Source organism: Streptomyces eurocidicus (assembly GCF_002891295.1).
GTDB classification, from domain to species: Bacteria; Actinomycetota; Actinomycetes; order Streptomycetales; family Streptomycetaceae; genus Streptomyces; species Streptomyces eurocidicus.
The window spans coordinates 14,522-26,660 of the sequence record NZ_LGUI01000007.1; the positions used below are offsets into that span (position 1 = coordinate 14,522).

The window sequence follows — 12,139 nt, forward strand, 5'->3', positions numbered from 1 at the left end:
AACAGACGCTGTGAACCGAGTCAACACGGTTCACGAGAAAGGGTGAGTTCACGGCTGTGAAGGGGTCGGGCCGGTGTGCGCGGGTATGCTCGGCACCACAGCGAGACGACGCAGGCCAGCGAGCAGGCGAGTGAGAGGGGAGCCCGGTGCCGGAGAGCGCAGCGGAAGTGACCGCGGCCGGGATCGCCCGGCTGGCCGGGGTGGGCCGCGCGGCGGTCAGTAACTGGCGCCGGCGCCACTCCGACTTCCCCCAGCCCATAGGGGGCACCGAGACGAGCCCGACCTTCGCCCTCGGCGACGTCGAGACCTGGCTGCGCCATCAGGGCAAGCTCGCCGAGGTGCCGCTGCGCGAGCGGGTCTGGCAGCAGCTCAGCGGCGATCCGGCCGGCGCCGTGGCCGCCCTGCGCGCCGCGGGCTCGGTCCTCCTGCTCGTCCACGACCGTCCGACGACGTGGCTGGAGCTCGCCGCCCTCACCGACCTCAAGCTGGCCGAGGAACTGCCCACGGCCCTGGAGGCCGTGCTCGCCGCCCGGCTCGGCGAGGGCCACCCCGTCACCGTGCCCGGCCCCGCCGAGCTGGCCGTCTCCTCCGCCTTCCTCCGCGGCGCGGCCGAGCTCGCCGCGGGCCGGAGCGCCGCCCAGGTCTATGAATTCCTCCTGGGCAGGCACCTCGACGCCAATCCCCGGCAGTACACCCTGACCCCGGCCGGCCCCGCCGAGCTGATGGCCGCCCTCGCCCTCGGCCTCTCCCAGGGGGCCCAGGACCCCGCCGACCGGAAGCGGCCGCACACCGTCCTCGACCCCGCGTGCGGCACCGGCGGCCTGCTGCACGCCGCCGTCACCACGGGCGCCCCGGCCCCGGCCGAGATCCACGGCCAGGAGGCCGACCCCGAGCTCGCCGCCCTCACCGCCCTCCGCCTCGCCCTGCACGGCGACGGCCGGGTGCGGGTGCGCGCGGGCGACAGCCTGCGTGCCGACGCCTTCGCGGACTCCACGGCCGACGCCGTGCTGTGCCACCCCCCGTTCAACGAACGCAACTGGGGCCACGAGGAGCTGGCCTACGACCCGCGCTGGGAATACGGCTTCCCCGCCCGCACCGAATCCGAGCTCGCCTGGGTCCAGCACGCCCTCGCCCGCCTGCGCCCCGGCGGCACCGCCGTCCTGCTGATGCCGCCGGCCGTCGCCTCCCGCCGCTCCGGCCGCCGGATCCGCGCCGACCTCCTGCGCCGCGGCGCCCTGCGCGCCGTGATCGCCCTGCCCGCCGGGGCCGCACCGCCCTACGGCATCCCCCTCCATCTGTGGGTGCTGCGCCGGCCCGGCGCCCAGCAGTCACCCACCCCGCACGTCCTGCTCGTCGACACCGCCGGTGCCACCGGCCCCGCCCCCGCCGGCCGCGACAAACTCCCCTGGCAGGCCGTGCGCGCCGCCGCCCTCGAGGCATGGGAGGACTTCGACCGGCACGGCACGGTCGCCGAGCAGCCCGGCCGGTGCCGTTCACTGCCCGTCATCGACCTCCTCGACGACGACGTGGACCTCGCCCCGGCCCGCCACCTCCCGCCGCCCGCCGCCGGTGGCGGCACCGCCGAGCTCGCCGATGTCCACGACCGGCTCACCCTCGCCCTGCGCAGGGCCGGCGACCTGGCCCCGGCCCTGCCCCCGGAGCCCGCCGACCCCGCCCGCTGGCCGGCCACCACCGTCGGTGAACTCGCCCGCGCCGGAGCCCTGGTGCTGCGGGCCGGCGGCCCCGGAGCGGTCCCCGAGCCCGGCGCCGGTGCCCCGCCCGTCCTCACCGACTACGACGTCAAGGCGGGCGGCGCCCCTTCCGGCGCCTTGCCCGAGGGCCCGGCCGAGGAGGCCGTTCTCGTGGAGGCCGGCGATGTGGTGGTGCCGGTCCTCGGGGACGTCACCGCCGCCCGCGTGGTCGACGAGGCCACCGCCGGGGCCGCCCTCGGCCGCGGCCTGTTCCTCCTGAGGCCCGACCCGGCCGCGCTCGACGCCTGGTTCCTCGCCGGCTTCCTGCGCGGCAGCGCCAACCAGCGCCAGGCCAGCAGCTACGCCTCCACCGCCACCCGGCTCGACGTGCGCCGGCTCCAGGTGCCCCGGCTGCCCCTGGCCGACCAGCGGCGCTACGGCACCCGCTTCCGTGAACTCGCCGCCTTCGAGGAGGCGCTGCGGCTCACCGAGCGGCTGGGCGGGCGTCTCGTCCAGGGGCTGTACGACGGGCTGACCGACGGGACGGTTCGGCCGGAGTGATCTGTTACACCGTCTGATCCGTACAACTGGGGCGGCGTTGTCCGGGTCGGTAGATAGGCTCAGGCACAACCGCACTCCAGGAGCAGGAATGAACGGCCCCGGCCTCGCACCGCCGCAGAACAGCCGACCCGGCAGATCGATGGTGATCGCCACCAGGGCGGTCGTCATCGTCATCACCGTGTGCTCTATCGGCCTCCTGTGCTGGGTGCCGATGCTGAGGCTCGCCATCGTCCGCCGGCGGGGCCAGGACTGGGCGCGGTTCTGGGGAGTGCTGGTCTTCTCCCTCTATCTGATCTCCCTCTTCCGGACGTCGCTCGCCGACACGGTCTGGCCCAATGTGGCGATCATCGTGCTGCTCGCGATGGGCGGCTACACCCTCACCTCCTATATCTGGGGCGACATCAAGCACCAGAAGGATCTCGCCGCCCGGCTCGCCCCCGCGTTCCCGCAGGCTCCCCAGGCTCCCCAGGCCGGGGCCTATGGCACCTACGACGCGTACGACGCCTACGCGGGCAACGCCGCCCAGGCGTACGGACAGCCGGGGCCGCCCGCGGCGCCCGGCGCCGGGGACGTCCGCTCCGCCCACGCCTTCGCGGAGACCCAGCCCTTCCGGACCCCGTTCCCCGCCCAGCCGTCCCATCCCCAGCCGTCCCACCCCCGGCCGCCGCACGCCGGGCAGGTGCCGCCGACCCCTTCGTACGGCTACATACCCCAGCCCCCGCCGGCTCCCACGCCTCCGCCGTGGCCGGGCGCCCAGGCGGGCCACGGCGCCCGGGACGTCTCCCAGGCGCAGACGGTCTTCCCCGGGCAGGCCGCGCCCCGGCAGCCCCAGCGGGTGTCCCCGCCCGTCCAGCCGCCCGCCTCGCCGCGGCCGCCCGTCCCGCAGCAGCACTCCGCTCCGCAGCAGCACTCCGCCCCCGCCCCGCCCCAGGCTCCGGTCCAGCCGCAGAGTCCGGGCCGGCACCGCCGTCCGCAGGCCGCGGCCCCTTACCAGCCGCAGCGCATCGACGAAGTGCGCGCGGAGCTGGACGAGTTGAGCGACCTGCTGCGCAGGGAGCCCCGGGACCGTAGGGAGCGGGGCCTGTGAACGGCCGCGTCATCGCCGACCGCTATGAGCTCGCCACGGTCATCGGCCAAGGCGGCATGGGCCAGGTGTGGACCGCCTACGACCGCCGCCTGGACCGCCGCGTCGCCGTGAAGCTGCTGCGTCCCGACCGGATGGCCGGCACCGAGGGCGCCGAGGAGATGCGCCGCCGCTTCGTCCGTGAGTGCCGGGTCACCGCCCAGGTCGACCACCGCGGCCTGGTCACCGTCCATGACGCGGGCAGCGACGGCGAGGAGCTGTACCTCGTCATGCAGTACGTGGAGGGCGCCGACCTCGCCGACCACCTCGCCGAGAACGACCCCTACCCCTGGCCCTGGGCCGTCTCCGTGGCGGCGCAGCTGTGCTCCGTGCTCTCCGCCGTGCACGCCGTGCCGATCGTCCACCGCGACCTCAAGCCGCGGAACGTCATGGTCCGCCCGGACGGCTCCGTGCTCGTCCTCGACCTCGGTGTGGCCTCCGTCCTGGACACCGACACCACCCGGCTCACCCGCACCGGTTCCCCCATAGGCAGCCCCGCCTATATGGCGCCGGAGCAGGCGATGGGCGGCGCGGTCGGCCCGTACACCGACCTCTACGCCCTGGGCGTGCTGCTCCACGAACTGCTCGTCGGGGAGGTCCCGTTCGCCGGGTCGACGGCGCTGGGCGTGCTCCACCGCCATCTCTACGAGCCGCCCGTCCCCGTCCGCCGGCTGCGGCCCGAGGTGCCCCAGCCCCTGGAGGACCTCGTCCTGCGCCTGATGGCCAAGGATCCGCTGCACCGCCTCGCCGACGCCCAGGAGGCGTACCGGGCGCTGGCGCCCCTGCTGCCGCTCCCCGGCGCGTCCCTGGGCGGCGCCGCCGGACCGGCCCTGGGGCCCATGGACCCCACGCGTCCCTTCCTTCTGCCGCACGCCCCCTGGCCCGACCGCGCCGCCACCGCCGCCCAGCCCGCTCCCGTCCCCGCGACGGCGCTGCTCGGCCCGCCGCCGGAGGCCCCCAGCGGCCCCGATGTGGCCGAGGCGGTGGAAGAGGTCAAGCGCCTCCTCGACCAGGGCGGCATCACCCAGGCCGTGGACCTCCTCGGCTCGATCCTCCCTGCGGCCGCCGCCGAGCACGGCGAGCGGTCCACGGTGGTGCGCACCCTCCGCAGGCAGTACGCGGCCACCCTGATGGACGACGGCCAGTACCGGCGGGCGCTGCCCGAACTGCGCCGCCTCGCCGACGACTACGCCACCGAGAGCGGCCCGCAGGCCGCCCGCCGGGTGCTGCGCTTCCAGTACGACGCCGCGCAGTGCCTGGAGCAGCTCGGGGAGGCGGTCGCGGCGCTCGCCGAGTACCGCGCCCTGCTCCCGCACTTCGAGAACCACCCGGACGACCCCACCACGCCCCTGGACATCCGCCGCCGCATCGGCCATCTGCTGCTGTCCCTCGGCGACCGGCAGGCCGCCCACGACACGCTCGTCGCGCTGCTCCACGACGCCGAGCGGCTGCACGGCCCGCACCACCCGCTGCCCGCCGAGGTCCGGCACACCCTCCAGTGGCTCGGCCAGGTGCAGGCGTGACGGTCCGGGAGTGACGGTCCGGGCGCGAGGATGAAGGTCCGGCGCGAGCGCTTCCGGGGCGTGCTCCCGAAGCGTTCCGAAGGTTCTCGCGGGCCTGCCCGGGAAGCGTCCCGAACGTCCTGCCGGGCCTGTCCTGAAAGCCTCCTGACGGTCCGTCGCCGAAGTCGCTGACGGGTCGTCGGCGGAACCGCGCGTCCCGGCGAATCGCGAATCGTTGGTCGAATCGGTGGCCCGCGTCACACCGACTCCCTAACATCGAGGAACCGTCGCACGATCTTTGCCGGGAGGCTTCATGATCCGCCGAAGGACCGCGCTCTCCGTCTCCGCCGTCGCCCTGCTGGCCGCGGCACCGGCCCTCACCGCCTGCGGCTCCACCGCCCATCCGGGCGCCGCGGCCGTCGTGGGCAAGGAGCGGATCACCGTCTCCCAGCTCCAGGCGCGGGTGGCCGAGGTCCGGGAGGCGCAGCGGTCCTCCCCGCAGGGGCAGCAGGCGGTGGCCAACAGCGCCCGGCTCGGCCAGGACACCCTCGTGCGGCTCATCCAGTCCCGGATCGTCGAGCAGGCCGGCAAGGACAACGGCGTCGACGTCTCCCGTCGCGAGCTCCAGGAGCAGCGCGCCCAGGTCGAGCGCTCCAACGGCGGCGCCGAGGCGGTGCGCGAGAGGTTCCTCGCGCTGGGGATCGCGCCGGACCAGATCGAGCGGGCCCTGACCGTGGAGCTCGTCCGCTCCAAGCTCGACGCCCGGTTCGGCACCGAGCGGACCAATCAGCTCCTGATGCGCACCTCCGACGCCCTGCGCGTGGACGTCAACCCCCGCTACGGCACCTGGGACTCCAAGCGGGGTACGGCGCAGGCCGCCCGGGAGCCGTGGCTCCGGGCCGCCGGGCCGGTCGGGGAGCGGCTGTCCTGAGCGTGGGGGTGCCCTGCGGGCGGCTTTCTCCCCACCCCGCCCCTTCCCGCTGCATCCGATGTGCGGCTCCGCCGCGTGGCGGGGGCTTCGCCCCGGGCCCCCTTTTCCGCGCTCCGCGCGGTGTCCTCAAGCGCCGGACAGGCTGACGGGGCCCGGTGGCAAGGGGAAGGAACCGCCCGCCACGCCTTAGGCTCGGTCGTGTGAACGAGTCCGTACCTGGCCGCATCGTCCTGCTCACCACCAGCCACCGGGTCGCCCCGGGCCTGCTGTCCTGGCCCGCCTGGGAGGCGCTGCGCGCCGCCGACCGGGTGCTGTGCGCCGACCCCCACCACCCGCAGCTGCCGTATCTGCGGGAGGCCGGGATCGAGGTCGAGCAGGGTTCGGCCAGCGCCCGCGAGCTGGTCGACTTCTGCCTGACCGGCCGTGGCGCGGTCGTGCTCACCTCCGCCGAGGGCGAGTCGGCCCTCACCGACGGGCTGGCCCGGCTGGCCGGCTCCGGCCGGGAGGCGATGCCCGCCCTGGAGCTGCTCCCCGGCTCGTACGACCTGCCCGGCGCCCGGCTGCTGGACCTTGTGCAGGTGATGGACCGGATCCGCCGCGCCTGCCCGTGGAGCGCCATCCGCACCCACGAGGACCTGGCGAAGTACGGCCTCGAAGAGATGTACGAGATGCTCGAGGCCATTGAGACCGGGGACCGGGAGGAGCTGCGCGAGGAGCTCGGCGACGTACTGCTCCAGGTCGTCTTCCACGCCCGGATCGCCCAGGAAGACCCGGACGAGCCGTTCGCGATCGACGACGTGGCGGGCACGATCGTCGACAAGCTCATCCACCGCCACCCGCACGTCTTCGGCGAGGAGACCGCCGACACGCCGGAGGAGGTCAAGGCGCACTGGCTGCGGGCCAAGGCGGCCGAGAAGGGCCGCGCCTCGGTGACCGAGGGCGTCCCGCTGGGCCAGCCGGCGCTCGCCCTCGCGGCGAAGCTGGCCTCCCGGGCCCGTACGGAGGGCCTGGACGTGGCCCTTCCGGACGGCTCCGGCATCGGCTACGAGCTGCTGGCCCTGGCGGCGCGGGCCGAGGCGTCCGGCGTCGAGCCGGAGACCGCCCTGCGCGCCGCCGCCCGTGCCTACCGCGACGCGATCGTGGCCGCGGAGACGGCGCGGGGCGGCGCCGCCGGCTGAGGTCAGGCCGTCCCGGCCGCGGCGGCCGTCAGCTTCTCGGCGGCCTTGGCGAGGCCCTTGGTGAAGGCCGCCTTGCCGCGGTCGCCGTGGGCGCCCCAGTTGTTGCGGACCGTCGTGACGGCGCCGCGGCTGCGCACGGTGCCGAAGTCGAAGTCCATGGCGTACTCGCCGACGAGGATGGTGACCGTGAAGCCCAACGAGTCGTCGCCGGCCTTCGCCACGTCGAGCTTCTTCACCGTCACGGTGGCCTTCTTGCCGTTCATGGTGGCGGTGAAGGAGGAGCAGTTCCCGACGGCCGTGCGCAGCGTGGCCATGGCCTTCTCGGCCTGCTCGCGGGTGTAGCCGCTGACGTCCTGGCTGATGTTGGTCTCGTCGCCCTGCTTGACGAAGACCTGCTGGAGGTTGGACTTGTAGTCCGCCTCCGGGCGGCCGGTGTTGAGGAGGGTCACCAGGGGTGTGCACTGGGCGCGGGCCTTGTCGAGCATCTCGTCGACGGCGCCCATGGTCTTGTCGATGACCGCGTTCTCCTCCAGCTTCCAGCCGGTGGGCAGGTCCGTGGCCGCGAGGAGGGCGTCCTTCGCCCGGGCGGGGGTGAGCGGGGCCGGGGTGCTGCTCGGCTTCGCCTTGCTCCCGGGGCTCGACGTGGCGCCGGTGCCGGAACCGGAGCCGCTGCCGGAGCCGCTGTCGCAGGCGGTGGCCAGCAGCAGCGTCGAGGCGGCCAGGGCGGCGACCGCGATCCGGCGGGGGTGAACGTGCACGGTTTTTCCTTAGTGAAACGGATCCGGCGGCCGGGCCGGAGGCGGGCCGGGCGCCGAGATCATCAAATGACCCGAATATCGAACGTAAGTATGGCCTCGGGGTCGGGTCGCCTCCGGTCGGGCACCCGTTCGGCCTAGGTACCGACTTGTCCGGGCGGCCTCCGGGTACCCGAGTCCCATGCGCATCGAGTACTCAGTCCTCGCCGCCCCGCACTGGGCGGGGGGCATCATCCAGTTCATCGTCGGCATCATCGTGGTCGCGCTGCTGATCATGGCCGTCGTCAAGGGCTTCCGGAAGCGGGACCAGGAACCCCCGCCGCCGTCCGCGCCGCAGCGCAGGATGGGGGCCTGGCAGACCCGGCAGGAGCACGAGACGGGACCGACGTCGCCCGATCACGGGCCGGGGCACAACGACGACGAGGGTGTGATCGGCTATGTCACCGAGCACCGCGAGTCGCACAAGGTGCAGCCGGAGGCGGAAGGGGAGCGGGTGCTTCCGCATGAGGTGCAGAACCCGGGGAGCCATCCGGAGGAACTGTCGGAAGAACGGAAGAAGTGGAACCCGGGCAGCAGCGGCGGCTTCGGCAGCGGCGGCCCCGGCCACCACTGAGGCCACCGCCGGGGCCCCGCCCCGGCCCGCGCTCCCCTCCCGGCCCTCCCCGCTCCGGAGGGCGGTCGCGGGCGGAGCCCCGAGGGCGGGAAGGGCCGCCGCCCGCGCTCCCTAGTAGCGTCGGAGCGTGCACGACAAGAACGCCTCGCCCGCCCCTCCCCTCTTCACCTGGGAGTTCGCCGCCGACCCGTACCCCGCGTACGCCTGGCTGCGCGAGCACGCCCCCGTGCACCGCACCGCCCTGCCCAGCGGTGTCGAGGCATGGCTGGTCACCCGGTACGCCGACGCCCGCCAGGCCCTCGCCGACCAGCGGCTCTCGAAGAACCCCGTGCACCACTCCGAGTCCGCGCACGGCAAGGGCAAGGTCGGCATCCCGGGCGAGCGCAGCGCCAATCTGATGACGCACCTGCTCAACATCGACCCGCCGGACCACACCCGGCTGCGCCGGCTGGTGTCCAAGGCGTTCACCCCGCGCCGGGTCGCGGAGTTCGCGCCCCGCGTGCAGGAGCTGACCGACCAGCTCATCGACGGCTTCGTGGCGAAGGGGGAGGCCGACCTCATCCACGAGTTCGCCTTCCCCCTCCCCATCTACGCGATCTGCGACCTGCTCGGTGTGCCGCGCGAGGACCAGGACGACTTCCGCGACTGGGCGGGCATGATGATCCGCCACGGCGGCGGGCCGCGCGGCGGCGTCGCCCGCGCGGTCAAGCGGATGCGCACCTATCTCGCGGAACTGATCCACCGTAAGCGGGAGAACCCGGGAGAAGACCTCATCTCCGGTCTTATCCGGGCGAGCGACCATGGCGAGCACCTGACGGAGAACGAGGCCGCGGCCATGGCCTTCATCCTGCTCTTCGCCGGTTTTGAAACAACTGTGAACCTGATCGGTAACGGAACCTACGCGCTGCTGCGCCATCCGGAGCAGCGCGCGCGCCTCCAGCGGGCCCTCGCGGAGGGCGACGAGAGTCTGCTCGCCACCGGTGTCGAGGAGCTGCTCCGCTACGACGGGCCGGTGGAGCTCGCCACCTGGCGGTTCGCCACCCAGGACCTGACGATCGGCGGGCAGCGCATCGCCGAGGGTGACCCCGTGCTCGTCGTCCTGGCCGCCGCCGACCGCGACCCCGAGCGGTTCGCCGACCCGGACACCCTCGACCTCGCCCGCCGGGACAACCAGCACCTGGGCTACGGCCACGGCATCCACTACTGCCTGGGCGCGCCGCTCGCACGGCTGGAGGGACAGGCGGCGCTCGCGACGCTGCTGCGCCGTCTCCCGGACCTGCGGCTGGCCGCCGAACCGGAGGATCTGCGCTGGCGCGGGGGGCTCATCATGCGTGGACTGCGCACGCTGCCGGTGGAGTTCACGGCGCACGAAAAATGACCCCATGTCATACCACGCGCCCCACACGTAATCTGCGCGTGACCTGCGCTACACCGGCTTGTGACTCCCGGGGGCCGTCGCTATCTTCGACGACCATATCCGCCGCCACACGAGAGGCCACCGCATGCGCTCCGGGAACGGTCGACATCGCAGACCCCGCCAGGCACCCGCCATCGTGGTCGCCGCGGGGGTGACGGGCTCGGCGATCGCCATGCCGCTGCTCGCCGCCACCGGCGCCCACGCCGCCGACGCCCCCACCTGGGACCGCGTCGCGCAGTGCGAGAGCGGGGGCATGTGGAGCGCCAACTCCGGCAACGGCTCGTACGGCGGACTGCAGCTCACCCAGGAGCTCTGGGAGCAGAACGGCGGCCGGACGTACGCCCCGCGCCCCGACCTCGCGAGCCGGTCCCAGCAGATAGCCGTGGCCGAGACGATCCTCAACGGCAGCGGGCCGGGCGCCTGGCAGAGCTGCGGCCCGTCCGCCGGGCTCTCGAAGGGCGGCCGGGCTCCGGAGGTGAACCCCGGGAGCACCAAGGACCCCTCGAAGCAGGAGCCCTCCGCCCCGGGCACGCCGGAGCACTCGCCGTCCTCCCCGTCGAAGGACGCACCGAAGGACCCCTCGAAGGACCGGTCGGAGCCCGCGAAGTCCACGCCGTCCACCGCGCCCTCCGCGCCCTCCTCCTCGGCGTCCCCGTCATCGCCCGCCTCGCCGTCGGCCCCCGCCCCGGGCGGCACCCCGTCCGGCTCCGCGAAGCCCGGCAAGGACGGCGGCTCCCCGCCGCAGACGCCCTCGGATCCCGCGCACGGGCGGCCGGACGCCGGACACGGCGGCACCCCCACGGGCGACCCCACCGAGATCCCCACGGCCCCCGCCGACCCGCCGGCGGGCACCCCCGGCACGGCCCCCGGCGCCACGGACCCCGGGACGCCCGCCGGGGAAGGCACGGGCAAGCACCGCGCGGAACCCCCGCGTTCGGACGACGGGCAGCACCCCTCCCGGGGCGGCGACGAGGCGCGCCCGGGAGTGCCGGCGGCCGGCGACTACACCGTCCGCCCCGGTGACAATCTGTCAGCGATAGCGGAGAAGCACTCCGTTACGGGTGGCTGGCACTCGCTCTACGAGCGCAACGAGAAGGTGGTCGGCAAGGATCCGGACCTGATCCTTCCTGGTCAGAGGCTTGAGATGGGCAAATAGCGCGGCAGTTCGGGGGGAATGTCCGTTCCCAATCGAAAGTGAGACATGGGTCTCGTTGCTTTTCGGTGGAACGGCTTCCTCCCGACGTTTCCGCACCCGCTCTCACCTGCGGAAATGTCGGGTTCCCATGGGTAACTAGAGGCAACTGTGGCTGGAAAGAGGGGTTTGAACCCTCCGGCCGACTGTGTTTACCGTCGTGACCGCTCGCCACCGCGAGCACCACGGTCGCCACGCCGAATCCTGCCGGCGGCCGGCGGAGTCGTCGCGTTAAGCGCCGTAGGCAGGAGCGGGGGAACCAAGGTAGGCGCCGGAACGGATTCCGACGGTCGACGACCGGAGGGAACCGGAACGGCTTGGGGTGAAGCCGGGAGTGCTCGCACGACCGGCCGGGCGAACTCACTAGCCCGAACCCGACAGCTCACCTCGTAGGCGTCGGTGAGGAAACGACTCATGTCCAAGGGCAAGCACCGTCGTCCGTCCAAGGCCGTCCGCATCGTCACGCTCGCCGGTGTCACCGGCGCGGCCGTCGCGGCCCCGCTGATGATCGCCACCTCCGCGAACGCCGCCTCCGTCTCCACCTGGGACAAGGTCGCCCAGTGCGAGTCCAGCGGCAACTGGTCCATCAACACCGGCAACGGCTACTACGGCGGCCTGCAGTTCTCGAAGTCCTCCTGGGACGCCGCGGGTGGCGGCCAGTACGCCTCGTACCCGCACCAGGCCACCAAGAGCCAGCAGATCGCCGTCGCCGAGAAGCTGCTCGCCATGCAGGGCCCGGGTGCCTGGGGCTGCGCCGGCGCGGGCGGCCTGACCGCCGGTGGCGCCAAGGCCGACGTGGACACGTCCGACTCCGGCTCCACCGCCAAGTCCTCCCGCGGCACCTCCACCAAGTCGCACGCCGACCGCAGCGAGCGCCAGGCCGCCCCGAAGCAGAGCGCCCCGAAGCACGCCGCCCCGCAGGCCGACGACGAGGACGAGGCCCCCGCGCCGAAGCCGGCCGCGCCGAAGCACGCCGCCCCGCAGACCGCCCCGCAGTCCTACAAGAAGGGCGACGGCGAGTACCAGGTCAAGGAAGGCGACACCCTCGCCAAGATCGCCGAGACCCAGAAGGTCAAGGGCGGCTGGCAGAAGCTGCACGAGCTGAACAAGGACGTCGTCGAGAACGCCGACCTGATCTACGTCGGTCAGCAGCTGCACCTCCGCTGACCCGTCGGT

The 12,139-nt window shown here is 73.8% G+C and carries 10 protein-coding genes and 1 riboswitch; of the genes, 9 read left to right on the forward strand and 1 reads right to left on the reverse strand.

Going from position 1 to position 12,139, the window contains the following annotated elements:
- Window positions 1-146: 146 nt before the first annotated feature.
- The 5 genes from AF335_RS21700 to AF335_RS21720 all read left to right on the forward strand — a co-directional run bounded on the left by AF335_RS21700 (window position 147) and on the right by AF335_RS21720 (window position 6,986).
- A complete protein-coding gene (locus tag AF335_RS21700) occupies window positions 147-2,252 on the forward strand; it encodes an N-6 DNA methylase (RefSeq protein WP_184743499.1) in 2,106 nt (701 codons plus the stop codon).
- A gap of 88 nt (window positions 2,253-2,340) precedes the next feature.
- The gene (locus tag AF335_RS21705) at window positions 2,341-3,339 is read left to right on the forward strand and encodes a hypothetical protein (RefSeq protein WP_102920140.1); all 999 of its coding nucleotides are present in this window, start codon (window positions 2,341-2,343) and stop codon (window positions 3,337-3,339) included.
- Complete coding sequence (locus AF335_RS21710) at window positions 3,336-4,898, forward strand: serine/threonine-protein kinase (RefSeq protein ID WP_102920141.1); 1,563 nt, start codon at window positions 3,336-3,338, stop codon at window positions 4,896-4,898. Before AF335_RS21705 ends, AF335_RS21710 begins: the two co-directional genes overlap by 4 nt.
- A 292-nt stretch (window positions 4,899-5,190) precedes the next feature.
- On the forward strand, window positions 5,191-5,808 hold the full coding sequence (locus AF335_RS21715; RefSeq protein ID WP_102920142.1) for a SurA N-terminal domain-containing protein: 618 nt from the start codon (window positions 5,191-5,193) through the stop codon (window positions 5,806-5,808).
- A gap of 200 nt (window positions 5,809-6,008) precedes the next feature.
- Complete coding sequence (locus AF335_RS21720; protein ID WP_102920143.1) at window positions 6,009-6,986, forward strand: nucleoside triphosphate pyrophosphohydrolase; 978 nt, start codon at window positions 6,009-6,011, stop codon at window positions 6,984-6,986.
- 2 nt (window positions 6,987-6,988) lie between these two features.
- Here AF335_RS21720 and AF335_RS21725 read toward each other — a convergent pair whose 3' ends face one another.
- On the reverse strand, window positions 6,989-7,744 hold the full coding sequence (locus AF335_RS21725; protein WP_102920144.1) for a hypothetical protein: 756 nt from the start codon (window positions 7,742-7,744) through the stop codon (window positions 6,989-6,991).
- Between the two features lie 178 nt (window positions 7,745-7,922).
- Here AF335_RS21725 and AF335_RS21730 point away from each other — a divergent pair, with 178 nt between their 5' ends.
- From AF335_RS21730 to AF335_RS21745, 4 genes are all read left to right on the forward strand, one after another.
- A complete protein-coding gene (locus AF335_RS21730) occupies window positions 7,923-8,354 on the forward strand; it encodes a DUF6479 family protein (protein WP_102920145.1) in 432 nt (143 codons plus the stop codon).
- 127 nt (window positions 8,355-8,481) lie between these two features.
- The gene (locus tag AF335_RS21735) at window positions 8,482-9,732 is read left to right on the forward strand and encodes a cytochrome P450 family protein (RefSeq protein WP_102920146.1); all 1,251 of its coding nucleotides are present in this window, start codon (window positions 8,482-8,484) and stop codon (window positions 9,730-9,732) included.
- Window positions 9,733-9,856: 124 nt separating this feature from the next.
- Entirely contained in the window at window positions 9,857-10,927 is a 1,071-nt protein-coding gene (locus AF335_RS21740) for a LysM peptidoglycan-binding domain-containing protein (RefSeq protein WP_102920147.1), read from the forward strand.
- A 262-nt stretch (window positions 10,928-11,189) separates the two neighbouring features.
- Window positions 11,190-11,374, forward strand: a riboswitch (cyclic di-AMP (ydaO/yuaA leader).
- Window positions 11,375-11,377: 3 nt separating this feature from the next.
- Window positions 11,378-12,130, forward strand: a complete 753-nt coding sequence (locus AF335_RS21745) for a LysM peptidoglycan-binding domain-containing protein (RefSeq protein ID WP_102920148.1) — start codon at window positions 11,378-11,380, stop codon at window positions 12,128-12,130.
- The last annotated feature ends 9 nt before the right edge of the window (window positions 12,131-12,139 follow it).